We start from the raw sequence: 26,111 nt of genomic DNA on the forward strand, positions 1-26,111 counted from the left end.
TATTTAATAAATAGTTTAGAATATATCACCGTTAAAAATAGAATTCTTAACAATCACATAATCTACTTTGCGAATGGCTTCAACATCTTTTCCACCAGCATAAGAAATAGACGATTGCAAATCTTGCTGCATTTCGTTTAATGTATCTTCTAATTTTCCCTTAAATGGTGTCCAGATTTTTTTGCCTTCAACATTTTTATGTTCACCTTTTTGAAATTCAGAAGCACTTCCGAAATATTCTTTATACAATACGCCATCTTCTTCTTTCATCTCACCCGGTGACTCTTCATGTCCAGCAAATAATGAACCTATCATAACCATAGTTGCTCCAAAGCGAATAGACTTCGCAATATCACCATGTGTTCTAATACCACCATCTGCGATCAATGGTTTTCTAGCAGCTTTACTGCATCGTCTTAATGCTGAAAGTTGCCAACCACCAGTACCAAATCCTGTTTTTAATTTAGTAATACACACTTTGCCAGGTCCAATCCCAACTTTTGTGGCATCAGCTCCAGCATTTTCTAATTCTCTCACTGCTTCAGGCGTTCCAACATTTCCCGCAATGACAAATGTTTCTGGTAATTGTTTCTTTAAGTGTTTAATCATATTAATTACTGAATCAGAATGACCATGCGCAATGTCAATGGTAACATATTCAGGGACTACATTTTCTTCTTTTAATTCATTAACAAAATCATACTCAGCTGCTTTAACCCCTACACTAATTGAGGCAAATAAGTCTTTATCATGCATATCTTTAATAAATTGTTTTCTCGCTTGTTCATTGAAACGATGCATAATATAGAAATATCCATTTGAAGCTAAATATTCAGCAATTGACTCATCAATAATAGTCTGCATATTAGCTGGTACAACTGGCATTTTAAATTGTTTTCCACCCAGAGTGACTGTCGTGTCACATTCCGAACGACTGTTAACAATACACTTGTTTGGCACTAATTGAACGTCTTCATAATCAAAAATCTTCATTTCCATCCTCCTAGAGAGTCAAAATGTGATATTTGGAATAAAAAGACGAATAATTATTTAAAAATAATAATATATCGTTTCTTATTCCTTTGATAATCTACACCATATTTTAAAAAAAAGCAAGAACTTTCATTAAAGTTCTTGCTTTTTATAATATTATTGTTCGTCTTTTATAAATATTACAAATTTTGAGTCTTCATAAATCGAAGCGACATCAAAATCAAAATACCTGTCACTATAACTATAATTAAGTTATTCATGATCAAAACCCCTGTTATAGAAAAATTTTAATACTAATAGGATAAATGACAGCATACTAGAAACAGCAGATTGTATCATTACTAATCCTATGAACAGAAAAAAGTCAAACTATTCTCTTTTAACATGATTGTTGCTGTTGCTATAATGACCAAACTATTAATATAAGAAATAAAACTAGAAATAAACACTCTCCAAAAGAAGAACCAGCCATATTAATTCCTTGATTAATCCCTGTTATGAGTGATTGAATATCGACTACTTGTAATAATTTAAATAAAATTAACGAAAACGAGATGAATATCAACACCAACGTTAACAATACATTCCATAAAAAAATGGCTCCAATTTTTGCAAAAAACTACTATAATAATTCAAAGCCTGATGCTTGATATAATTCATACCATTCTTGACGTGTTAATTCAACACCAGTTGATTGCGATATTTCCTTAATTCTTTCTGGATTCATACTACCAACGATTGTTTGAATATTAGCTGGGTGTCGATTAATCCATGAAGTGGCAATCACAGTTGGTGTCACTTGATAGCGATTAGCAATATTTTGTAAACAGTTATTTAACTCTTTAAAGTCTGGATGATTAATAAATACTCCTTCGAAGTAACCAAACTGATAAGGAGACCAAGCTTGTACAGTTAGTTGTTTTAGTCTCATATAATCTAATACTGAGCCATCACGATTAATGCCTGTTTCATTTTCCATATTAACATTCATATTGGTTGACACCATCCCAGCATGTTGTAAACCAAATTGTAATTGATTAACTATCAATTTATCCGATAATGATTGTTGTAACAATTCTACCGTGCTTGGTGCAAAGTTGCTCACCCCAAAGAAACGGACTTTACCCGATTTTTTTAATTCATAAAAAGCTTCAGAAATCTCATCAGGTTCCATCAACGCATCTGGACGATGTAGTGCTAATACGTCAAGGTAATCTGTCTGTAAACGTTGCAAACTTCCTTCAACTGATGAGATAATGTGCTCTTTTGAAAAATCATAGTACCCTTTTCTAATACCGCATTTTGATTGAAGATAAAATTGGTCTCTTGATACATTTAAGCCCTTGATGACTTCACCAAAAAGACGTTCAGACTCTCCATCACCGTAAATATCTGCATGATCAAAAAAGTTTATTCCAACTTCCATTGATGCTGTTACCACTTCTTTTGCTTTTTCGGTTGATAAACCTGCCATTCTCATACATCCTAGTGCAAGTTGGGACGCCTCGATTGATGACGTTCCAATTTGAATTTTTTTCATAATACAACCTCCTTATATTTGTTGATCGATTAGCTCTAAATTCAAACGATTGATATAAACACGAATTTCTTTTCTAGCTACTTCATAATTTTTTTCTAATAATAACCTTGATAATTTTTTACTTAATTTATGTGTTTCATCATACAAAAAATTAATGGAAACATTGGGAAATTCGACTAATTTTATAGAAGTTATCTGTGTTAAAATAGTCGATTTCATTAACTCATTATTTAAGGGTGATAAAAATTGTTGCCAAAATAAATCATAATAATATTCTTTATTTGATGATGGTTTATTTAATTCTTCCATAGATAAAAATGACTGATCATCGATTAAATATTCTTTAATTTGTAACTGAAACAGATAATGGGAACAAAGCAACTCAATCAATTGGGTTCGTTCCGTAAATTCTTTATTGCTTATTCTTTCTTTTTTTACTATGACACCCCGATTGGCTTCTTTTTTTAAATAGTTTTCATCAATTAATTGATCAATTGCCGATCGAATCGGCGTTCGACTAACTTTTAAATCATTGGCTAAATCTTGCTCAATAATATGATATCCATTCAACCACGTATCAGTTTCAATTTGCTTTTTGACATAATCATAAACTAATTTTTGCGTTTTACCTTTTTTCACTCTGACCATCCTGAATCTCAACAGAATCACTTATCAATCCTGCATATTTTATTTCTTGTAAACTTTCTTGCTTATTAATTGGAAAAACTTGAGCAAAGCCTTCTTGTTGAGTATGTCTAAAACCATCATTAAGAAAAAATTGCCATTTATTTTTCTTTTCCATTAAATTATAGAGCGCTTCTTTTTCTCCCTTATATAACGGTAATAAATAGGTTGGCGCTAATTGCCTCACAGCAGGCAGAGAAAAATTACAAATACTTTTTATATGTAAATCAAATACAGATAAGCTACATGAATGAATCGTCAAAATATCATGTTCTCTTGGAAACGTATAGATATTATTAACATATAAATTGTCTTCATTCGTTAAAAAATAAGACACTTTAACCGTGCCAGATACGCCTAATTCAGAAGCAATTACTTTAGTAATTAATTCCATTTGGTTTACTGTATCCTTCTTTAAATCTTCCCATTCTTCAAACGATTCAATATAAGGTAATTCACCAATGTTTGTCGCTTCTATCCTAATAGGAGGAAATATAGTGTAATATCCCTCGTCATTTAGGCATAGCGTAATTTCCCATTCACTTTGCTTTTCAATATAGGATTCCACAACACAGAGACCCTGTTGAATCAAAGGTACGGTTTGATTAATTTCAAAAGCACTATGAATAATCAAATTATTATCCCAACCATATAATTGACGATTTTCTTGTTTAATAATACAAGGGTACCCTATCCTTTCTGCTGCATCATAAACATCAGAGACGACAACAGCCGATTCATATGGTGTTATATTAATTGAATGACTATCTAAAAATTGCTTTTGTAAATAACGATTTTTAACAATAGAATGAGCATACATATTTTGAGAAAAAAAAGTTTTTTCTGCTAAATATTTATAAGTATTTTTATCTAATGTTTCTGTAATAACCGTTACGACATCAGATACTTCAGCTAATTTCAATAAACTAACTTCATCGTTTATATTACAAACGAAATGTATGTCGGCTGTTTTTCCTGCTATACAATTTTGAGACTCTGATAAAACAGCTACTTTATACCTCATTTTTTTAGCAGACAATACTAATTGATAGGATACAATGCCTCCGCCAATTATACCTATTGTGCTACCAGGTAAAATTCTTTCCGACAAATCTTTCACTACCTTCGCCTTTTCTTTTAAAACACTTTAATAGTATCAATCTATCGGGTATGTGTAAAGGTTAAAACACGAAAAAAAGCAAGGATAGATTGTCATCTATCACTTGCTCTTCCTATTTTATTGACACTCTAATTATTGACTTAAAAACAACTTTTTTTACCTATATCAAATTATACAGTATCTCGATTAATCAATAAACTCGATTTCGTTATTTTTTAGAGAAATCACACGAGCTAATGAATCTACAGTGTAGCCTTGCTCTTCTAATAATTGTCTACCATCTTGAAAAGATTTTTCAATGACAATCGATACAGCTTCAATAGTCGCCCCAGCTTGTTTACATAACTCAATTAATCCTAATGCTGCCTGTCCATTAGCTAGAAAGTCATCAACAACTAATACATTGTCACCTTCTTCAAGATATTTATTAGAAATGGCAATGGTATTTGTCACCTGTTTGGTAAATGAATACACTTCAGATGTTAAAAGCTCATTATTCATTGTTAAACTTTTTTGTTTTCTAGCAAACACAACTGGAAGTCCCATATGTAATCCAATAAATACTGCCGGAGCAATACCTGATGACTCAATGGTTACAATTTTTGTTACACCTTTATCTTTGTAAGTTTGTGCCACATGTTGACCAATTTTATTCATTAAATTTGGATCAATTTGATGAGTTAAAAAGCTATCAACTTTCAAAATATTTTCATCCAAAACTCTACCTTGTTTAACAATTGTTTGTTTTAATAATTCCAATTTTTCTCCTCCAATGATATATAAGATAAAAAACCCCTTTTACATAAGTAAATAAGGGGTTTTTTGTCCTTTTATTTACTCATAGACTGATATTTTCGGTATCAGGTAGAAACGACTTACCATATTAAAGTCATATATAAGTGATTATTTTGTTGTTGTTAGTGATGATAATTTTGTTGGGGCAAAACTTTCTGCTAACTGAGTAACCATATTGATACCTAGTTCATTGACAACATCGACAGACTTAGTTGATTTTTTTTCTTTTTTATCACTATTTTTAGCTACTTTATCATATTGTTTTAAATTATATGTATCAATTAAACCATTTAAACGTTTATGATAACGTCTATCTTCTTTATTTTGTGCAGTTAGGTAAGCTGTTACTTTTCTAGGTGTATCTTTTTTAGAACGCGTCATTTCTTGATAACTCGTTTTATCTTTCTTCAGCTCTGCAACATAATCATCAATAGCCTCATTGTTATCTGAATACACTTTATATTCTTTTAAATCAAGCGTTGTTTTTTTTGTTTCAATATCTGTTTTTAATGTTTCAACTTTAACAGTCTGATTATTAGAATGACCAGTCACTTGATAAATATTATGTTTTTCCATCAATTCATTGTTTCCTGAATTACTTTTAATAATTGCTTCAGCAATTAAAACAGAAGCATATAAATCATTTTTATCTGCTACATCTTCAATTTTAGGAGCAATCTCTTTAATAAAATTTTCTGTTTCTTTTGTTTTATCAATAGTCTCTTTTTTAGCTTTTTTTGAATCATATTGTGTTAAATCATATGCCTCAATTAATCCATTTAATTTTTCATGATATCTCGAATCAGTTGCATATCTTCCAGTTAAATATTTTGTTGCTTCTTGATAGTTAGATGTATTAGATTTCCAAGCTCCTTGATAAAAAGTCGAACGGCCAGATATTCCACCAGACATCAGCATAGCGTAATCTTCCAATGATTCTTTATAACTTGGGTATTTTCTAAATTTAGCATTAATAGTATATAAACCGCCGTCACTATTTTCTTCTAGTGTAGCCATCTCAACAGACTCATTTTTATAAGAGCCTTTAATACCAAATAAATTATGATTTGGAGTCCTAGATAAACTACTATTGCCAGAACCACTTTCGAGTATTGCTTGTGCTATCATAATAGACGCATAAAGATTATTTTTTTGACCAATTTCTCTTGCATCTTCACCTATTTCTTCGATAAACTCCGCAGTTGTTTGGTTTCGTGAATAATTAATAAGTGACTTTTCATTTTTTACATTACTTGCATTGGAAGGTGAGGCGCTACTAGAAATTGCGCTATTTGACGAGCTTGGTTTAGACATTGATGTATTAGAATTTTTATCTGGTCTAGTACTACTATCCTCGTTTCTACTAGAAGAAGCGTCTGTTGTCGAGCTTGATGAGCTCGAGGAACTTGTTTCATTAGTCGATGGTTTTGTCGGTTCTGTTGAACTACTTGTTGATGAATTACTACTACTTTCCTGTGTACTACTTGAACTAGAAGTTTCTTCAGATGACGTACTCGAAGAAGAGTCAGCTGTTGAACCAGATGACTCTTCTATAGTATCTTCAGAATTGCTACTTTCTTTTACATTACTCTTTAGAATATTCTCATTAACATTTAGACTATATAAAGGTTTAGGGGATGAGGATATTTTATCTGATTCTGCAATAGATACGACCTCTAAGATAGGCAAACAAACTGACATAACAGACATACTAACGCCTATAATGGTATTGGCAATAAGTTTTTTAGACAAATTTTTCTTTTCTTTCCTCATTATATTCCCCTCCCCCTATTAAATACGGTCAATATCTCCAATTTTTTCTAATTTTCTTAATAATTCTGAAAAGACGCTTTCAGATTCATATTTAATAGATTCTAACTTACGATAATAATTACGAGCCTCTTGACTAATGGTACTTAATTCAGACTCGGCATCAACTATTCTACGTTTTGCTTCCTGATTAGCTGTTTCAACGATTTCTCTTGCTTTTGATTGAGCTTCTATCATAACTTGAGCTATATCAGATTGATTCATACCAATTTGTTGTTGTGATTTAGCACGTCTTAATTGTTCTTTTGTTTGTCTTAATTCTTCTTGTAACACTTCAATTTCTGGTGAAGACTCAGAGCGTAATTTTTGTACTTCTTCTTCAAGTTCTTGTGCGCGACTTCGCTCACCGCTTAAGTCAGTTAAACTAGCTGTTAAACGTTCTTGCTGTGTTTTCATACCATTAATTTCTTGTTCAAGCTCATCAATAATACGTTGATTTTCACGTAATTCAGCTAACTCTTTTTCTAATTTTTCAGTTTTGCTTAATTGATTTTCAAGATTTTCAGTCATTGTTGTTAACTCCTGTTCCATTTTCTCACGTTTTTCATTAGCTTCTTTAGCCAATATTTTTTCTTCTTCATATTGATTAGTCAGAATATTTTCTAATTCTTTTGATTGTTGGAGTTCATCTTGCAATTCAGTTAATACTCGCTGAATATCTTTTAATTCTAGCAATTCAACCGTTGTTTTATTTAACTCTTCTTCAACCTCTTTTAGACTTGATATTAACTGATTATTTTCTTCAGATAATTCATTAATTTGTTTTTGATGTTCGATTATTTGATTTGCTTTATCTTGTAATTCTTTTTCTAAGTTTTCCACAACTTCTTTATTTACAAAAGAACCCTCTTGGCTCTTAGCTTTTGTTAATTCAGTTTGTAATGATGAAATCGTTTCGTCCATAGTATTAATTTTATTTTTCAATTCCTGAACTTCATCGTCTTTTTCATTTGATTCATTTGCTAATCTTAATACATCTTCTTCTTTTATTTCTAAAAGTGTTGTCATTTCCTCTAATGCTGATTCTTTATTAGATAAGGCTAGCGTCAATTCCTCAATTTTAGTATTTTTAGTCTCAATTTCTTGTGATGCTTGCACCAATTCTTGATCTAATGACGTCATATTACTTGCAAACTGAGTGATTTGATCATCTTTAGTTTGCCTATCAGACTGTAATGATAAGAATTGCTCTTTTAGATTATCTAATTCTAGCGTTAATTGTGTTTTTTCACCGACTAAATTATTATTTTCTTCTTTTATTTTACTGTAATCAGATAAATCACTTTCCAATTGTTGCTGTTCGTTTAATTTTGTCTCTAATTCAACAATTTGGCTTCCTAACAAGTCATTGTATTCTTTTACTTTTTCAGCTTCTTCCAATTCTTGTTCATACGTGTCTTTTTCAAGTAATAGTTGATCTATTTGAGCTTTTAATTGGTCATTTTCATTCTCTAACGCAACCAAATCAACCTGATTAGATGATATACTAGTATTATTATCTGAAATACTAGTATTTTCGCTTTCTACAACTTCTGTTGGTACTGAAAAGTTTTCTTCTTCAAAAGCAGAATTAGTGTAAAACTGATTAGATTCACTATATAAATCATCTATATTATCTGAATTACTATCCTCTAAAACAGGAATACTAGGCTTAACACCCTCATTATCGTCTTCATAGTAATAATAATAGTAATAATCATCATCGTCTTCACTGTCATAAAACAACTCTTCTGTTGTTTGCGGCAAATTTTCTGACTCATAATCTTCTTCATAATCTTTTTCTGGATTATCGTTTTGTCTTCTTAGCCATTTACTAAACAACCAACTTTCACCTCACTATATTTCCCTATCTAATCGTCACAATGTTCTATAAGTAAGCAAAAAGGTAATTATAGAAATTGTACATATACAATGAAATTATATCACACAGTCATTATTATGCAAGATTTTTCGGGGTATGTCTTTTCATGTTAATTCTTTATAAATCTATGTCATTGATGATACTCTTTGTACACTTCTTGTTTTTTTAACCCTCTTATTTTAGCGACTTCTTTAATTGCTTCCTTTACTGTCATGTCTTCTTGTTCAGAGACTAAATTAACATGTTCGGCAATAGACATATCACTATCATAAGATATCGTTTCTTCTTCAACGACATTTTCTATTAGCAAGCAACACTCACCTTTTATAGGATGGTTCGATAGATAATTAATAACTTCTTGAACACTTCCTCTGATATATTCTTCATGTAATTTAGTCAGTTCTCGGCAAAGAACAACTTGTGTTTCTTCTGAAAACACTTGTTCCATTGTTGCCAGTGTTTTTTCTACTCTATAAGGCGATTCATAAAAAATGATAGTCGCATTAACCCCTTTTAATTTTGTTAATTCAGCCACCTGTTCTTTCTTTTTTCGTGGTAAAAAACCATGAAAATAAAACGGTTGTGGGGATAGTCCACTAGCAATAAGAGCGGTCATCCCTGCTGTCGCTCCTGGTATAGATACAACTGATATACCTTCTTTAATACACGCCACAACCAAATCATGTCCTGGATCACTAATAGAAGGCATACCTGCATCACTTACTTGTGCGATATCTTGTCCTTCTTGCAATAACTTGATTAATGTTGGAATTTTATCATGTGAGTTATGCTCATGTAGACTAATTTGCTTTGTTTTTATATCAAAATGATTTAATAATTTTTGAGTGTTTCTTGTATCTTCACTTGCAATGAAAGATACTTCCTGCAACAGCCTTACAGCACGAAACGTCATATCCTCTAAATTACCAATTGGAGTCGGAACTAGATAGAGCTTTCCTTTATCATCTTGTATGGCAAAACTTTTTTGACAATTCATCTTTTCCCTCCTTAAAAAAGCTGGTGGGAGAAACTCCCATCCAGCTTATTTACCATAAATCATACTAGAACAAAAGACACATTCTTCTTGATTTTCACGTCTCGAACCATAAAAATCTTTACAAACATGGAATCCTTGCTCATATAGTTTTTCTAAATTTAATCTTGATTTTGATAATTCCTGTCTTCCGTCGTCTACTATTTCTTGTTTTTCTAATTTATCCAACTTATCATGGAGATGCTGATTTTCTAATTTTAAGTTTAAGTTTTCTTCTACTAAATTATCAACAATCGGTTTCATCTCTTTGACTTGAAATAACATGGTTTCTAATTGACGTTCAACATTGACCAACTCATCATATAATTTCATTTTATCCATGCTATTCTTCCTTTAACCATTTTCTTTTCCACCATTTATCAACTCATCATACTGATATTCAACTGGGGTTTCCCTTGAAACTAATTTTACCTTAATCACTTCATTTAAAAGATTTAATCCAATTACTTTTCCTATACCATCTGGCGTTTGAACTTTCTCACCAAAATCTGGCATCATTTTACGAAGTCTTTCATATTCATCATTTTCGTAGTTCAAACAACACATCAATCGACCACACAATCCAGAAATTTTGGTTGGATTTAATGATAAATTTTGGTCTTTTGCCATTTTAATAGAAACAGGAACAAAATCGCCCAAAAACGTGCTACAACACAAAGGTCTACCACATGGACCAATACCGCCTAATTTTTTTGCCTCATCCCGAACACCAATTTGTTTTAATTCAATTCGTGTTTTAAAAATCGAGGCTAAATCTCGTACCAGCTCGCGAAAATCAATACGCCCATCAGCTGTAAAACTAAACATCATTTTACTTCTATCTAGTGTGTACTCAACATCAACTAATTTCATCTCTAACTGATGTTCACGTATTTTTTTATTAGCCACATCAAAAGCATTTAATGCATCTATTTTATTTTCTTTAACTTGTTCCAATTGCGTCTCATCAGCTAGTTGAATTATCATATTTAAATCGTCAGGTAAATCTTTTTTGGCGACTTGTTTATTAGGTAAAGCAACTTCTGCCACATTTTTTACTTTTTGTGACTCCACTACAACTTTTTGCTTATATGAATACTGTTCACCTTTTTGAGGTAAATAGTAATAAATACGTCCAGATGATTTAAATCTTACACCAACTACTTCTATCACAGTGTATTCCTCCTAATGAGATGTCATAATTCTCAAAGCTAGTTGTTCACATGTATTTTGAAAACTAACATTTGATGCTAGTTTTTGTTTTGCTTGTGTAGCATTCATAATCATTCTAACATAGTCGATACTATTAGAAAACTGTGTATTAATTTGTTTACGCATCTTTATCTTCATCATCGCAACTAACATATCTAATAATTGTCGTTGCTGCATTTTATCTTGTGCTTGTTTTATCAAATATTGTTGAACAAAAAGAAAGGCTCTTGCATCATTTTTTTCAAAATAATCCAACCACTTAGACAATAAATCCCTTGTACTGTTAAACCACTCATCGTTTGCTAATTCAATTGCTTCTTGCATTGAATTAGTCAATTCAACTAACAAATCAACATGAGCTAGTGGCTGATCTAATGTTAATATTTCTTGTTTTAAACGATCTTTTGCCAACTGCTTTAACAGAATTAATTGACATCTTGATTGGATAGTTGGTAATAGTGACATAGCGTTATTCGTCAAGAAAAAAATAGATATTTCTCCATCTGGCTCTTCAATAAACTTTAATAGACTATTAGCAGATTGCACAGTCATTTTTTCAGATTCCAAAACCAATAAGACTTTCCTTCTTGATTCTACCCCACTACTTGTAAAAAATGATTTTATTTGCCTAATTTGATCTACTTTGATTGTCTGTCCATCCGGCTCTATTTTGGCAATATCTGCATGTTCATCCTGCTCGATACGTAAACAAGAACGACACTTTCCACAAGGTATACCATTACTGTCAAGAGACTCACAAAATAACCCCTGACAAAGAAACAAAGCGAAATCTTTTTCTTCTTTAACATCACTACCTTGAATAATATAAGCGTGACTCATTTTTTTATCTTTAAAAACCTGACTAAATTTTTGATATAGTATAGGTTGTGTCATTAATATTTTTTCTTTTATGGCACTCATTAAAAATGATAGAACCCTTCTACTGGTAGAACAAATACAGTGGCTCCCCCAACTTGTATTTCAATAGGATGAGTGGAATGAGCATCCATCGCGATATCTAAAGAAATAGGAGGGGTTATATATTGCTCTCTAGAATGACACACTGATTTAATAATCGATAGGACTTCTTCAACACGTTCATCCTCAATCCCAACAATAAATGTAGTATTTCCGGATTTTAAAAAGCCCCCTGTTGTAGATAATTTTGTTGCACGTATATTTTCTTTATTAAAATGGTTTTGTAAACGTGAGCTATCCTTATCTTGAATAATTGCTAATAATAATTTCATTGTTATCACCCTTTACTTGATTTAATAAACATACTTGAAAAAGTTTCTTTAATTAAATTATAACAAGTATCTACAACGTTTTCTATTGATTGACTTGCATCAATCTTTTTTATTCTATTTGGTTCTAATTCCAGTAAAGTTAAATAGGCTAATCGAACTTGTTCGTGAAAATCCAATGATTCTTTATCTAAGCGGTCCAACTCAGCTTCACTACGTCCCTTGTTGATACGACTTAACCCAACTGATGCTTCAACATCTAGATATAGTGTCAAATCAGGGTAGTTTCCTTCAATAGCAAAGTCATTAATCTGACGAACCTCTTCAACTCCGATACCCCTTGCTGCGCCTTGATAAGCGATAGAACTGTCGATAAATCGATCACAAACAACCAAATGATTTGTTTCTAAAGCTGGTAAAATTTTTTCAACTAAATGTTGTCTTCTAGCGGCTGCATATAATAATGCTTCTGTTCGCTCGTCCATCATTGTATGAGTTGGATTTAAAATAACCTCACGGATTTTTTCAGAAATCGGGATGCCTCCTGGTTCTCTTGTTGTCACTATGTCAACATTTAACTCATGAGACATTTTTTTTATTAATTCTTCTATAACTGTTGATTTTCCAGCACCATCTGGGCCTTCTATCGTAATAAATACTCCATTTCGTGACATTTATTCATTATCCTCCATTACAATTCCGTTCGTCCTTCAACTGCTTTTAACAATGTAATCTCATCTGCATATTCTATATCACTACCAACAGATAATCCATGTGCCAAGCGTGTCACTTTTATTCCTGAAGGCTTAATTAAACGAGACAAATACATAGCCGTTGCTTCACCATCGGTTGTGGCATTCGTTGCAATAATGACTTCTTTTACTTCATTGTTATGTAATCTTTTAATTAAGCTAGCAATGTTTAAATCATCTGGTCCAGTCCCATCCATAGGAGAAAGGACACCATGTAGTACATGATATAGTCCTTTATACTCTCTTACCTTTTCTAAAGACATAACATCTTTGGTTTCTTCTACTACTAAAATCGTTGATTGGTCACGATTTGGATTACGACAAATATCACATGATTTTTCTTCTGTGATATTTCCACATATCTCACAAAAATGCAAATCACGCTTCACACTGATTAATGATTTGGCAAAATCTGTCACATCTTCTTCTTTCATATTGAGTGTGTAAAATGCCAAACGAGTTGCCGTTTTGGCACCGATACCTGGTAATTTCATATAACTATCAATTAATTTTGCAATAGGGGTTGGATACTGCATGCAAAACCCTCCTTTTTCTGTCAAAAAACAGGAAGTCTCCCTCCTGTTTTTCCTTACTTATTATAATCCTGGGATAGCTTTTGCGTATTTACCCATTACTCGTTCCGTTTCAACGTCTATTTTTTCAATGACTTTATTCGTTGCATCAAGTACTAAGTCTTGCACCATATCAGGATCTTCTGGATCTAACACATCTGGGTTAATCTCAATACTGGTCACTTTCTTTTCGCCGGTCATCGTAATTTTTACTAGGCCATTCCCTGCTTCAGCTTCAAAGACTTGTGCATCTAATGTTTCTTTAGCTGCTGCCATCTCTTTTTGCATTTTTTGAACCTGTTTCATCATTCCTTGCATATTTCCCATTCCACGCATCATCATTATCGTCTCCATTTCTATTTTTAATCTTCTATTATTTGAATATATTGTTCTCCAAACATTTTTTTTGCTTCACTGATTAGCACATCTTCCTCAACTTGCTCTACCTTATCCTCACCAGCTTCATATGTCCTATCAGTTTGCAAGATAAACTGTTGTCTTAATTCTTGCCAACTATCTTTTGGTATACTAATCAAACTAGGTGTATACTCAATCAATCGATTTAAACCATTATACACTGCTTGCTGAAGTTCTTCATCATTACTTGCCTTTTGGCACAAAATATCATAATCAAACGCTATGACTAATCCTGTTTCACTCGCTGCTACCGGTTCACATGCTTTTAACATAGCTCGCTGTGTAACAGATAACAATTGAAGTAAATCAACCCAAACGTCTCTGACGTTTACCAGGTGTTCTTTTGTTGCATTTTCTAACACTTGGTAGACTCGTTCAGTTGGTACTTTATAAAGAGGCTGTTTTGCTTTAGATGAACTACTTTTAACTTTTTTTTCTTGTTGAATACTTCCTTTTTCTTGTAATAGCTCCAATTTTTTCTCTAATTGTTGAATTTTTTTGATAAGCTCTTGATAATTTTCGACTTCTATATCAGGCGAAGTAACTGACTGAGTAGACAAATCATCCACCTGTTTTTTTGGTCTTACTGCCATTATTTCTGATAGTTTAATGGTTAATACTTCTAAATAAATGGATGGTTGTGACGTAAACTTCATGTTTTTTTGCATCTCATTCAACTCTTCAATCCATTGATACAACACACGACTATCAATCGCTTCACTCAACGACTTAAATGACTCACTAATAGAAGGCAATTGATTTTCCACTACTCGTGGTGCTTGTTGATACATTAAGATATCTCGGCAATGAATCAACAAATTTTCAACAATCCGGTTACTTTCTTTGCCTTCATTTAGCATGCTATCAACTAACTCTAATGATTTTTGAGTATCAGAGTGAAAACAAGCGAAAAAATAATCATCCATCATTTGACTTGTTAAGCTTCCTGTTACCTCTAAAGCATCTGCCATACTCAATGTTCCATCACTAAATGAAATCAACTGATCTAAAATACTTAACGCATCTCGCATGCCACCTTCTGCAGAGCGAGCGACAATTTTCAACACTTGATCATCAAACGAAATATTTTTTTCTTGCAAAATATAAGCTAAGCGTTGCTCGATATCTCGTGTATTAATCCGTTTAAAATCAAATCGTTGCGTCCTTGAAATAATTGTAGCCGGTATTTTATGCGGTTCAGTTGTTGCTAAAATAAAAATAACATGTTCAGGTGGTTCTTCAAGTGTTTTTAATAAGGCGTTAAATGCTCCTGTTGATAACATATGTACCTCATCAATAATATACACTTTATACGGCACTTGTGTTGGTGCATACTTTACTTTATCTCGTATATCACGAATTTCTTCGACACCATTATTACTTGCAGCATCTATTTCTAATACATCGTTAATTCGACCTTCTGTAATTCCTTTACAATTATCACACTCATTACAAGGTTCACCATTCGTCGAATGTTCACAGTTTATAGCTTTTGCAAAAATTTTAGCGGCACTGGTTTTCCCTGTTCCTCTAGGGCCAGTAAAGAGATAAGCATGTGATACTTTTTGTTGCATAATGGCATGTTTTAACGTTTGTGTGATGATGCCTTGACCAACTAAATCATCGAAAGTTTGTGGTCGCCACTCACGATACAATGCTTGATATGCCACATCAACACTCCTCTCTATTTTCAATCTTCTCTATTATATGTTAAAAGTTCAAAAATTTCTAGCCATGACTCACACAATCAGCTACTATTATAAATCATTCTTTCGCCCGATTGTCGCATATTTTTATCTATGGTAAACTTATCTAAATCGGGTTACAAAAATGAAAGTAGGGATAATAATGGGATTAATAAAAGCTGCAATTAACTCTGTTGGCGGTGGATTAGCCGACCAATGGTTAGAAGTCATTGAACCATATAATTTAAGTGATGACACTGTCATGACAACTGGGGTACCAGTCAGAAAAGATAATAAACGTCAAGGAAATAAAAAAGGTACCGAAGGATTTATTACAGATGGTTCCGTTGTTTATGTTTACCCAAATACTATGATGTTACTAGTTGATGGGGGTAAGATTATCGACTTCACAGCTGAAGAAGGCTATTACACTGTCAACAACGCTAGTGCACCATCTATGTTTACAGGAAACCTAAAAGGAGCCATTGAAGAATCATTTAATCGATTTAAATTTGGTGGTCTACCGCCACAAACACAACAAGTTATTTACATTAATCTACAAGAAATTAAGGGGATTAAGTTTGGTACACCAAGTCCGTTAAATTATTTTGATAATTTCTATAATGCTGAGTTATTTTTACGTGCTCATGGAACCTATTCTGTCAAAGTCGTTGATCCAATTCTATTTTATAAAAATGTCTTACCAAAAAATAAAAACCATGTCACCATCTCAGAAATCAATGACCAATTTTTATCTGAATTTTTATCTGCCTTCCAAACATCCATTAATCAAATGTCTATGATGGGTGAACGGATTTCATACGTTCCATCTAAAGGTATGGAATTAAGTAAATTTATGTCCTCTGCTCTAGATGAAGAATGGACAAATCTTCGCGGAATGGAAATTGTTAGTGTTGGGGTTGCAAGTATTTCTTATACGGATGACTCTCAAGAATTAATTAACATGAGAAATAAAGGTGCCATGCTGTCTGATGCATCAATTCGCGAAGGATTTGTGCAAGGATCCGTTGCACAAGGACTACAGGATGCTGGTAGTAATTCTAATGGTAGCGTTAATGGCTTTATGGGTGTCGGCATGGGAATGAATACGACAGGTGACTATTTAAGCCAAAGCTCTAGAGGAAATCAAGAACAAATACAACAACAAAACAAACAAATACCGGGTGATACTTGGATTTGCCCAAATGACCAGACAGAAAACACTGGCAAATTCTGTTCAGAATGTGGACAATCAAAACCTGCACCACAAACGTCTGGTATTCAAATGAAATGTGCTAACTGTCAAAATGTTGTCACCATCACTAATCAAATGCCAAAATTCTGTCCAGAGTGTGGGGCTCCTTTTCAAGGATTGCCTTTATAAATTTAGAAATGAGGTGATCCAATGTCAGATGTGGTTTCACATAAATGCCCAAATTGCGATGGGCCCTTACTCTTTGACCCTAGCAATCAAACCTTTCATTGTGAATATTGTTTAAGTGTTTTTAATGAAGGGGATTTAGATTCAACAGAACTAAAAGAAGCTGCTGAAAATCTTGACCAAACGAGCCAAGAGAAGTTCAATCTTTATGATTGTCCGTCTTGCGGAGCTGAAATCGTGACCGATGATACGACTGCCGCGACATTTTGCTATTACTGTCATAATCCTGTTGTGTTAAAAGACCGTGTTTCTGGTGAATTTTTACCTAATAATATTTTACCTTTTAAAATTGCCAAAGATGATGCAAAAGAACAATTTTTATCTTGGGCAAAATCCAAAAAATTTATACCAAAAGACTTTTTTGATGAATCCCAAATAGAAAAAATTACCGGCATTTATTTCCCTTATTGGAAAACCGATGCAACCACAAAAGGGCGCGTTGATGCAACAGGAACTAAAATTACTGTCTGGCGCGTTGGCGATACCGAGTACACTCGAACAAGAAAATATAAACTAACGCGTGGAGGAACCATTCATTTTAGAGATTTAATTAAAAATGCCCTTCAAAAAAATACCAAACAACTCATGATTGAATCGGTTCAGCCCTTTCCATTAAATGATGTCACAAATTTTGACTCTAAATATTTATCTGGCTTTCAAGCAGAAAAACGAGATATTGAATTTTCTTCATTAGAACCCTCTCTCATTGGAGAACTTTCTCACTATACTCAGACTATTTTAGAACATGACATGCAAGGATTTACAACTCTATCGACCAATCATCACGAAAGTCACGTATTAAGTCAATCGAATAAATATTTGTTATTACCTGTTTGGGTTGTAACCTATCAGTCTGAGACAAGTGATGAACCATTTTATTATGCGATGAACGGTGTCACTGGAAAAACAAGTGGGAAGTTGCCAATTAATAAACCAAAATTAATCGGGACTTCTGTTGCATTAGGTATTTTAGTGACCACGCTTATCCTAGTTGGGGGGTATTTGCTATTTTAAAAAAATATCACTCACTCATTTTTTTCACTATTATCTTGTTATTTAGTCTATTTAGCTTTTCTATTTGTACAGTAGCAGAAACATCAGAACGAGTATTTGATCAAGCTAATTTATTATCAACTGACGAAAAAAATTCCCTTGAACAAGCTATCAATGAATTCAAAGAAAAAAATCATCAAGATTTTGTTTTTGTCTCAACAGAAAATACTGATGGAAAAACACCGGAAGCATATGCTGATGATTTCTATGATAATAATGATTTTGGACTCGGTGATGATAAAAGTGGCATGCTATTTTTAATTGATATGGAACATCGAAAATTTCATATTTCGACAACAGGAAATATGATAGATATTTTAAATGACAATCGTATCGATCAAATTATAAATAGTAGCACTGAAGATATGAAAGATGATCGCTTTTATGATGCCATTAAATATGTCTTAACTGCTTCAGAAAATTATATTAAAGATGGTCCAGCTGCTAATACACATCGTGTTGCACGAGATAATTCAAAAGCATTCTCAATACTGACAATCATCATTGCCAGTATAGCAGGTATTGGGTCAACTATTGGTTTTTATGTGTATATCTCTAGAAATTATTTGTTAAAAAAAGCGACTTATCATTACCCCTATTATGAAATGAGTTCACTTGATTTAACAGAATCTCATACATCAAAAATATTTGATATTACGACAACTAGACATATTCCAAAACCACCTCCAAGTAATGGGTCCAGTACTCATACCGGAAGTAGCGGAACAAGCCACGGCGGTGGTGGTGGAAGCTTCTAAAAAATTGCTGTAGACAATTTGTTTTTTGTCTATAGCATTTTTTTGAGTTGTAATGATTGCTTTATTTTCAAACAATCGATACCCTTAACTAAAGGAGGAAACTTATGAAATGCTTAATTAAAGAAAGAATGATTCAACATATTCCTGTTTTAGAAGTTGTTCCTGAAACTCATCAATATGATCCACTTCCATGTGTTGTTTTTTATCATGGCTGGCAAACATCAAAAGAATTGGCCTTGACACCTGCTAGAAAAGTAGCTCAGTTAAATCACCGTGTGATTGTTCCGGATGCCATGTTTCATGGAACGAGACGCGTTGAAAATCGATCTGTCATTCCTTCTTTTGCTTTTTGGTCTAGTATCCAACATAACCTTATTGAATTTAATTTAATCAAAGAATATCTTTACAACAAAAAATTTGTTTTAGACAATCAAATTGCTGTTGGTGGCTTTTCAATGGGGGGAATGACGAGTGCCGGACTTCTAACAAAACATCCTGATATTACAGCTGCTGCTATCTTAATGGGTACTCCCAATTATCAAGGTTTTATTGATCGTCTGATTTATTATAGTAAAGAAAAACAACTCACGTTACCTATTGATTTAGAAGATAGTCTCTCTTGGACATCATCCTACGACCTCAATAAACAACCCGAAAAAATAAACAGTCGACCAATCTATTTTTGGCATGGAACAAAAGACGCCAAAATTCCGTATTCTGCTAGCCACGATTTTTATAACTTATACAAACATGAAACTTTTGGTAAACATATGAGATTTGAGACTGGAATAGATGAACCCCATATCTTAACCATCCCTACGATGGAGAACATGGCGAATTTCTTAACGAATCAGTTTCATCATTAGAATTTACTGGTAATCTCCTCAATATTTTTTATCATGACAGAGATGGTTCCATCAGGATTGTTGATGAACTCAACCATATTCGCATCATTAAACACATCGCTTGGAATAGATAGTTCAATTCCATTAGCTAGTTTAAATTTTTGTTTACTGTATTTTTTTTCGTATTTCACAATATTTTCTGGAATATCCTCAGTAAATTTTGTTTTTTCAATTATTTCTCGGTATTCTTCTTTTGCTGAAATATTATCTTTAAATACAACATCAGCTACTTTTTGTGTGTCAATAATACCATCTGATTCAATGCTTTCAAAAATTGCTTGTTGTGCTTGACTCATACTCACGTACTCTTCTTCATTATAGCGTTTAGCAACTTGTTTCACTGCTTTTTTCACAATATTTAACTTTTCACTAACTGTCGGTAGTGGATCAAGTTGCAGCAAACGTTCTGTAAAATAGTAACGCTTTTCCCCTTCAAACATATAACGTTTTTCTATAACTTTAGTAGATAAATCTGCTAAATTAATCATAAAACATTCATCAATTTTTTGTGTGACAGCAGGAAAAACAGTTCGATTTAAAATAATGCTATTTTGCATCACATCATCCACATACGTCACATGATGTGTAAATTGAGGTTTATAATTAAATTTAATCACGACCAAATAATGATCTTCTTCTAAATCTTTAGTCTCTAGAAACAAGACATCCCCACTAGGTGCATCCTCACTAATAGCTAATACATCAAACATCTTTTGAGAAATATCTTGTGTTGCTTTTATAAAATCAGTTTCTATTTCTTGCACAAAAGGAACAATAGCATTATCTCCTGATAGAATGCCATGCTTATACTCTCCTTTATCCAATCGATTTAACACTGTTTCCATATATTGACTCACATAAAAATCACGTAAATCAAGTTCTGCTTGTGAACAAATTAATTGTCCAGAATCTTTATCAATAATGTGTAAAATCGCTTTTATTATTTCCATAGTATTCTCCTTTAAACAAGAAAAAGAGAAGGGAATTATTCCTTCTCAATTTTTTTGCTCTCAGTTTTTTTTGTTGTTATACCTTTTTCTTTTTTGATGTCTTCACTCAAATCTAAAATAAGTTGAGCTAAATCATCTTTGATTTGAGGGTGCTTCAAACCATACTCAATACTTGTTTTCATGTAACCAAATTTATCTCCAACATCATAACGAGTTCCTTTAAAATTATGAGCAAAAACACGTTGTGTTTTATTTAATGTATCAATCGCATCTGTTAATTGAATTTCACCACCAGCACCTGGTTTTTGTTGCTCTAACACATGAAAAATTTCTGGTGTTAACAGATAACGTCCAATGATAGCCATATTACTTGGTGCTTTGTCAACAGGTGGCTTTTCGACAAAGTTTTTTACATTAAATAAGTTTTTTTCTACTTCACCACCAGGATTAATAATACCATATTTAGATACATCGTCTTTAGGTACTTCCATAACTGCAATAGTAGAAGCATGTGTCTCATCATAATCATTGATTAATTGTTTGGTTAATGGGATATTATCTTCCATGATATCATCCCCCAGCATTACAACAAATGGCTCATTGCCAACAAATGATTTTGCCTGTAATACTGCATGACCCAAACCAAGTGGGTGTGATTGCCGAATAAAGTGTAAATTTAATCCAGTTGTCTCTTCAACCAATTCAAGTAATTCTAACTTACCTTTTTCTTTCAAGTTAGTTTCAAGCTCTAAATTAGAATCAAAATGATCTTCAATCGGACGTTTTGCTTTTCCTGTAATAATTAAAATATCTTCAATTCCTGAAGCAAGAGCTTCTTCAACAATAAATTGAATAGTAGGTTTATCAACAATTGGTAACATTTCCTTAGCCATCGCTTTGGTTGCAGGTAAAAAACGCGTTCCTAATCCAGCTGCTGGAATAACAGCTTTCTTCACTTTAGACATATGTATTATTCTCCTTTTATAATTCCTGCTCAGATTTATGTTCTCTAAGCATTATATTTTTTACTGTTGTTGGAACGTCAGTATGGTTATAAATAACGTCATAAATAGCTTCTGTAATAGGCATTTCTATATGTCTTTCTTGAGCTAATTGATAAGCTGCTTTAGTTGTATAAACACCCTCAACAATCATGCCCATATTATTTAGTACATCATCTAATGAATTACCTTTTCCAAGTAAATACCCAGCTCTAAAATTACGTGAGTGTTCACTCGCACATGTTACTGCTAAATCCCCTACGCCACTTAATCCAATAAATGTCAAAGGATCAGCACCCATTGCAACACCTAAACGGCTAATTTCAGCTAATCCACGAGTCATAATCGCTGCTCTAGCATTATCTCCATAACCTAATCCATGTAAAGCTCCAGAACCAAGTGCGATAATATTTTTTAAAGCCGCACCCATTTCTACTCCAACGACATCACTATTAGTATATACTCTAAAATAGTCATTTGAAAATAAACGTTGAACGTACTCAGCAGCATGCATTGAATGTGATGCTGCTGTAATGGTTGTCACGTCTTTGACTGCTACTTCTTCTGCATGGCTAGGACCAGATAATACAACAATCGCTTGTCTATGATTTGGAGAAATTTCCTCTTCAAGTATTTCTGTGATACGCTTATGACTATCCTGTTCTAACCCTTTACTTGCATGAATAATAACCGGTTGATTGTTACATACTTGGTTAAATTGATGTGATACATCACGCATAGCCTTTGTTGGTACAACAAATAACACAGCATCTGCATCTTTCACACATTCCTTTAAATCTGATGTTCCTTTTAACTTACTGGGTAACGTAATTTCTTTCAAATAATGAGCATTAGTATGATGAGTGTTTATTTCATTAATTTGAGTTTCTTTATGTCCCCAAATAATCACATCATGCCCATTTTCAACGAGTACCATCGCTAAAGCAGTACCCCAAGATCCTGCCCCTAAAACAGCAATTTTTTGTTTCATCGAATTAAATTTCTCCTTTTAAAAAAACATTAGTATCTTTATTTTATCATAGGTTACTAAAAGAAGTAAGATGCGAGACGTTTTCCGCCACACATCTTACTTCTTATTTAAGACTATATGATCGATTATAATATGGCAAATTCTTATTTTTACGTCGAATGACAATTAAGATAAGCGCACCAATGAATAATAAAGCTGAAAGAATTTGTGATATTCTTAAACCACCGAAAAACATTAAACTATCTGTTCTCATTCCCTCGATAAAAAAGCGTCCAAATGAATACCATAAAATATACGTCAAGGCAACTTCTCCTCGTTTAAAAAATTGATTTTTTCTTCTTAATAAAATAATCACGATAAATCCAATCAAATTCCACGTGCTTTCATATAAAAAAGTTGGTTGTCTGTATGCACCATCAATGTACATATTCTCAATAATAAAATTAGGCAAATGTAACTTCATTAAAAAAACTTTGGTTGTTATTTCTCCAAATGCTTCATGATTCATAAAATTTCCCCATCGACCAATAGCTTGTGCTAATAAAACGCTCGGAGCTGCGACATCTAAAAACGTCCAAGTATTAATGAAGTGATGACGTGTATAAAGATATAATACTAAGCCACCCGCTATTAATCCACCATAAATAGCAAGTCCACCATTTCGAATAGCAAATATTTCAATTGGATGTTGCGCATAATATTGCCACTCAAATATAACATAGTACAATCTAGCCCCAACAATCGAAATTGGAAGAGCCCAGAGCATCATATCCACGACATCATCTTCTTTAAGTCCTACTCGAACAGCTTCTTTGGTAGCAAGCCATGAAACTAATACAATACCAGACACAATAATAATTGCATACCATTGAATCGCTATACCGAAAATATGAAAAGCTGTCGGATTAATTGTTGCTATCATTTATCAAACTCCTTGCCATTATCTGAATTTTCAGCAATCAATTCTGCTAAATTATTTTCAAATTTTTTCGTTGCATCATATCCCATTGTTTTTGCTCTAAAATTCATTGCTGCAACTTCAATAATTGCCGCAACATTTCGACCAGTAGAAACTGGAATACTAATTTTAGGTACGGGAACATGTGCTAAATCAATTGACTCAGTACCTGAACCTAATCTATCAAATGTATTATCAACACTCCAATCTCTAAGGTGTACAACAAGAGAGATATGAGCATGATTTCTAACGGCACTGGCCCCAAACAAGTTCATTACATCAATAATACCCACTCCACGAATTTCCATCAAATGTTCTAAAATTTTAGGAGATTCTCCAATAACAGTTCGTTCATCTTGACGGTAAATATCCACACGATCATCTGCAATTAAACGATGCCCTTTTTTAATTAATTCTAGACCTGTTTCACTTTTACCAATACCACTGCTACCTTGAATTAATACACCTAAACCATATACTTCTACTAATACACCATGAATAGAAACCCGTTCGGCTAGTTGACTTTCCAAAAAGTTTGAAATCATACCAGATAAACGAGAAGTAGAAATAGTAGATTGTATAATCGGTATTGCTTGTTTGTTTGCCGCCTTAACCAATTCTTGTGGCACGGATAATCCTCTAGCTACAACAAAACAAGGGGTATCATCATTACATAATTTTTTAAAAATAATTGTTTTTTCAGCTACTGTCATCTTTTCAATAAACGTAATTTCTTTCATACCTAATAATTGTATTCTATCATATGGGTAATAATTAAAATAACCAGTCAATTCCAATCCTGGTCGTGAAATTTCGCTGGAAGAAACAGTGCGATTTAAAAAATCATCACCTGAATATACATCCAGATGTAGTTGATTAACAATATCTTTGATTTGAACCATTTTTTCACTTCCTTACTTTAAGTACTCATCTTGTCTATTTTAACACTTAATTTGCTAAGTGACTATCTTTTGATACCGTTTTACTTTTCACTCGATTTATTTTTTTTGATTATAAATGATTCTTCTTCAATTTTTATTTTAGCTGCCAATAAAATTTTAGATACTGCTTCATTAATAATAAAACCAATGGCTATTGCCCCGCCTACTAAACACGCTTGAAAGCCATAATGGAGAGCGACTTCATAATGTTTTTCTGTCAAATTATTAAAGGTCTTAAATAACAGTCCACCTGGTACAATCGGCATAATTCCTGGCATATTAAATACTAGACTGGATACATTTTTCCACTTACTTAGTATGTGAGAAAAAAATACTAAAGCAAGCAATGCTATTAAAGAAGACAAGGCTTCACTAAAAGACAATTTTGTACATACATAATATACAAACCATGTAAACATCCCTGATAACCCACATAGCAAAGTATAATTTTTCTCAATGTTATAAAGAACAGCAATGGCACAACCAGCAATAAAACTAAAAAATAATTTTATAATCATCGAATCACCCCTTATAAAGCACTAGAAAAAATGATAGCAACGGGTAGTCCTAGCATTAAGGCTGTACTAAAAGCATCCATCGATTGAATCATTCCCGTCAAATAATTACCGTCCATCATTGCCCTAATAGCATTAACAAATGTCGTACCAGGTAACAATGGCATAATGCAACTAAATAAAATAGAGTATGGTTCACTCACCACATGTACTTTAACTAGACATACAATAAAAAAGCAAATAATAGTTGAATAAGACAGAATAGAAAAGATATTTATTTTTGTTGTTTCTTTTATTTTTAAATACGACCAATATCCAATAATTCCTAGAAAAAACGTTGTAAAAAAACTCCAGTTTAAGCCGTTCATAATGACATTCATCCCACCACAGACAAGCGCTGCACTAATAATTCGTGTTTTTTCAGGAAAAGAATAGTTTTTTTGATTAATGACTCTTAACTCATTTAAAAAGCTCTGAGTATCCATTTTATTAGCTAAAAAGTCATCTAATACTCGTTCAACTCGCAGTATTTTTTCAAAATTATATCCCGATTTTTCTACGGGAATCATTTTAACCGTATTATCATGTCTATTTATAATGACAAAGCTCGTTTCTGCATTAAAGGTTGATAACTCATTATTTTCTATATTTAAATGACTAATAATCTTATGTATATTGGCATTAATCATATCACTTGTCGCATTACTTTCTTGTAAAATCTTTCCATATAACAAACATACTTGTACAATATCATCAAAATTAGGTTGAGAATCCATCTTCATTTCCTTCTTTCCTAAAATGTATCCCATTTACTATAACGAAAAAAAATTCCTATTATACAGACATAATAGGAATAA

At 32.7% G+C, this 26,111-nt stretch carries 27 protein-coding genes and 1 riboswitch; of the genes, 4 read left to right on the forward strand and 23 right to left on the reverse strand.

Annotation, left to right across the window (positions count from 1 at the left end; all coding sequences use genetic code 11):
• Positions 1-15 precede the first annotated feature (15 nt).
• The 16 genes from guaC to dnaX form a co-directional block, all read right to left on the reverse strand.
• A complete protein-coding gene (guaC, locus tag MN187_RS06190) occupies positions 16-993 on the reverse strand; it encodes a GMP reductase (RefSeq protein ID WP_242093612.1) in 978 nt (325 codons plus the stop codon).
• 622 nt (positions 994-1,615) lie between these two features.
• Positions 1,616-2,533 (reverse strand): aldo/keto reductase, encoded by a 918-nt coding sequence (locus MN187_RS06195; protein ID WP_242093614.1) that lies wholly within the window; start codon positions 2,531-2,533, stop codon positions 1,616-1,618.
• Between the two features lie 12 nt (positions 2,534-2,545).
• Positions 2,546-3,172: a GntR family transcriptional regulator gene (locus tag MN187_RS06200; protein WP_158559434.1), complete on the reverse strand. Its 627-nt coding sequence runs from the start codon at positions 3,170-3,172 to the stop codon at positions 2,546-2,548.
• Entirely contained in the window at positions 3,159-4,337 is a 1,179-nt protein-coding gene (locus tag MN187_RS06205; RefSeq protein WP_117972967.1) for an ATP-grasp domain-containing protein, read from the reverse strand. Before MN187_RS06205 ends, MN187_RS06200 begins: the two co-directional genes overlap by 14 nt.
• 186 nt (positions 4,338-4,523) lie before the next feature.
• The gene (locus tag MN187_RS06210; protein ID WP_242093616.1) at positions 4,524-5,096 is read right to left on the reverse strand and encodes a xanthine phosphoribosyltransferase; all 573 of its coding nucleotides are present in this window, start codon (positions 5,094-5,096) and stop codon (positions 4,524-4,526) included.
• Positions 5,097-5,158: 62 nt separating this feature from the next.
• Positions 5,159-5,256: riboswitch (purine riboswitch) on the reverse strand.
• A complete protein-coding gene (locus MN187_RS06215; RefSeq protein ID WP_147590034.1) occupies positions 5,241-6,905 on the reverse strand; it encodes a glucosaminidase domain-containing protein in 1,665 nt (554 codons plus the stop codon). Its footprint overlaps the riboswitch before it by 16 nt.
• Before the next feature lie 18 nt (positions 6,906-6,923).
• Positions 6,924-8,783 carry a hypothetical protein gene (locus MN187_RS06220; protein WP_242093619.1) on the reverse strand — a complete coding sequence of 620 codons (1,860 nt, stop codon included), beginning with the start codon at positions 8,781-8,783 and terminating at the stop codon, positions 6,924-6,926.
• A 170-nt stretch (positions 8,784-8,953) separates the two neighbouring features.
• Positions 8,954-9,820, reverse strand: coding sequence for a 16S rRNA (cytidine(1402)-2'-O)-methyltransferase (gene rsmI / locus MN187_RS06225; protein WP_117972970.1), 867 nt, complete (start codon positions 9,818-9,820; stop codon positions 8,954-8,956).
• A gap of 45 nt (positions 9,821-9,865) precedes the next feature.
• Entirely contained in the window at positions 9,866-10,198 is a 333-nt protein-coding gene (locus MN187_RS06230; RefSeq protein WP_117972971.1) for an initiation-control protein YabA, read from the reverse strand.
• A 12-nt stretch (positions 10,199-10,210) separates the two neighbouring features.
• Positions 10,211-11,029, reverse strand: coding sequence for a PSP1 domain-containing protein (locus MN187_RS06235; RefSeq protein ID WP_117972972.1), 819 nt, complete (start codon positions 11,027-11,029; stop codon positions 10,211-10,213).
• A 12-nt stretch (positions 11,030-11,041) separates the two neighbouring features.
• Entirely contained in the window at positions 11,042-11,962 is a 921-nt protein-coding gene (locus tag MN187_RS06240; protein WP_158559435.1) for a DNA polymerase III delta subunit-related protein, read from the reverse strand.
• 26 nt (positions 11,963-11,988) lie between these two features.
• On the reverse strand, positions 11,989-12,318 hold the full coding sequence (gene darA, locus MN187_RS06245; protein WP_117972974.1) for a cyclic di-AMP receptor DarA: 330 nt from the start codon (positions 12,316-12,318) through the stop codon (positions 11,989-11,991).
• Between the two features lie 5 nt (positions 12,319-12,323).
• Positions 12,324-12,989, reverse strand: coding sequence for a dTMP kinase (gene tmk / locus MN187_RS06250; protein ID WP_117972975.1), 666 nt, complete (start codon positions 12,987-12,989; stop codon positions 12,324-12,326).
• A 17-nt stretch (positions 12,990-13,006) separates the two neighbouring features.
• The gene (gene recR / locus MN187_RS06255) at positions 13,007-13,603 is read right to left on the reverse strand and encodes a recombination mediator RecR (RefSeq protein ID WP_117972976.1); all 597 of its coding nucleotides are present in this window, start codon (positions 13,601-13,603) and stop codon (positions 13,007-13,009) included.
• Positions 13,604-13,663: 60 nt separating this feature from the next.
• Positions 13,664-13,978 (reverse strand): YbaB/EbfC family nucleoid-associated protein, encoded by a 315-nt coding sequence (locus tag MN187_RS06260; RefSeq protein ID WP_241699143.1) that lies wholly within the window; start codon positions 13,976-13,978, stop codon positions 13,664-13,666.
• Positions 13,979-14,001: 23 nt separating this feature from the next.
• Positions 14,002-15,726, reverse strand: a complete 1,725-nt coding sequence (dnaX, locus tag MN187_RS06265) for a DNA polymerase III subunit gamma/tau (RefSeq protein WP_242093621.1) — start codon at positions 15,724-15,726, stop codon at positions 14,002-14,004.
• 178 nt (positions 15,727-15,904) lie between these two features.
• Between dnaX and MN187_RS06270 the strand changes: the two genes are divergently transcribed.
• The 4 genes from MN187_RS06270 (at position 15,905) to MN187_RS06285 (ending at position 19,859) form a co-directional block, all read left to right on the forward strand.
• A complete protein-coding gene (locus MN187_RS06270; protein WP_241699145.1) occupies positions 15,905-17,125 on the forward strand; it encodes an SPFH domain-containing protein in 1,221 nt (406 codons plus the stop codon).
• A 21-nt stretch (positions 17,126-17,146) separates the two neighbouring features.
• Positions 17,147-18,196, forward strand: a complete 1,050-nt coding sequence (locus MN187_RS06275) for a TFIIB-type zinc ribbon-containing protein (RefSeq protein ID WP_242093623.1) — start codon at positions 17,147-17,149, stop codon at positions 18,194-18,196.
• Between the two features lie 35 nt (positions 18,197-18,231).
• On the forward strand, positions 18,232-18,993 hold the full coding sequence (locus tag MN187_RS06280) for a TPM domain-containing protein (RefSeq protein ID WP_158559436.1): 762 nt from the start codon (positions 18,232-18,234) through the stop codon (positions 18,991-18,993).
• Positions 18,994-19,097: 104 nt separating this feature from the next.
• Positions 19,098-19,859, forward strand: a complete 762-nt coding sequence (locus MN187_RS06285) for an alpha/beta fold hydrolase (RefSeq protein WP_241699148.1) — start codon at positions 19,098-19,100, stop codon at positions 19,857-19,859.
• Here the strand turns inward: MN187_RS06285 and MN187_RS06290 are convergent.
• The 7 genes from MN187_RS06290 to MN187_RS06320 all read right to left on the reverse strand — a co-directional run bounded on the left by MN187_RS06290 (position 19,856) and on the right by MN187_RS06320 (position 26,036).
• Complete coding sequence (locus MN187_RS06290; protein ID WP_242093625.1) at positions 19,856-20,848, reverse strand: nucleoid-associated protein; 993 nt, start codon at positions 20,846-20,848, stop codon at positions 19,856-19,858. The two genes, MN187_RS06285 and MN187_RS06290, sit on opposite strands and share 4 nt — an antisense overlap.
• 35 nt (positions 20,849-20,883) lie before the next feature.
• The gene (gene galU / locus MN187_RS06295) at positions 20,884-21,813 is read right to left on the reverse strand and encodes a UTP--glucose-1-phosphate uridylyltransferase GalU (RefSeq protein WP_242093627.1); all 930 of its coding nucleotides are present in this window, start codon (positions 21,811-21,813) and stop codon (positions 20,884-20,886) included.
• 16 nt (positions 21,814-21,829) lie between these two features.
• Positions 21,830-22,840 carry an NAD(P)H-dependent glycerol-3-phosphate dehydrogenase gene (locus MN187_RS06300; RefSeq protein ID WP_242093629.1) on the reverse strand — a complete coding sequence of 337 codons (1,011 nt, stop codon included), beginning with the start codon at positions 22,838-22,840 and terminating at the stop codon, positions 21,830-21,832.
• Between the two features lie 103 nt (positions 22,841-22,943).
• Positions 22,944-23,762, reverse strand: a complete 819-nt coding sequence (lgt, locus tag MN187_RS06305; protein ID WP_117972986.1) for a prolipoprotein diacylglyceryl transferase — start codon at positions 23,760-23,762, stop codon at positions 22,944-22,946.
• A complete protein-coding gene (gene hprK / locus MN187_RS06310; protein WP_117972987.1) occupies positions 23,759-24,700 on the reverse strand; it encodes an HPr(Ser) kinase/phosphatase in 942 nt (313 codons plus the stop codon). Before hprK ends, lgt begins: the two co-directional genes overlap by 4 nt.
• A gap of 80 nt (positions 24,701-24,780) precedes the next feature.
• A complete protein-coding gene (locus tag MN187_RS06315) occupies positions 24,781-25,257 on the reverse strand; it encodes a threonine/serine exporter family protein (protein ID WP_117972988.1) in 477 nt (158 codons plus the stop codon).
• A gap of 11 nt (positions 25,258-25,268) precedes the next feature.
• Positions 25,269-26,036, reverse strand: coding sequence for a threonine/serine exporter family protein (locus MN187_RS06320; RefSeq protein ID WP_242093631.1), 768 nt, complete (start codon positions 26,034-26,036; stop codon positions 25,269-25,271).
• Positions 26,037-26,111 lie beyond the last annotated feature (75 nt).

The sequence above is a fragment of the Vagococcus sp. CY52-2 genome, from assembly GCF_022655055.1.
Classification (GTDB): Bacteria; Bacillota; Bacilli; order Lactobacillales; family Vagococcaceae; genus Vagococcus.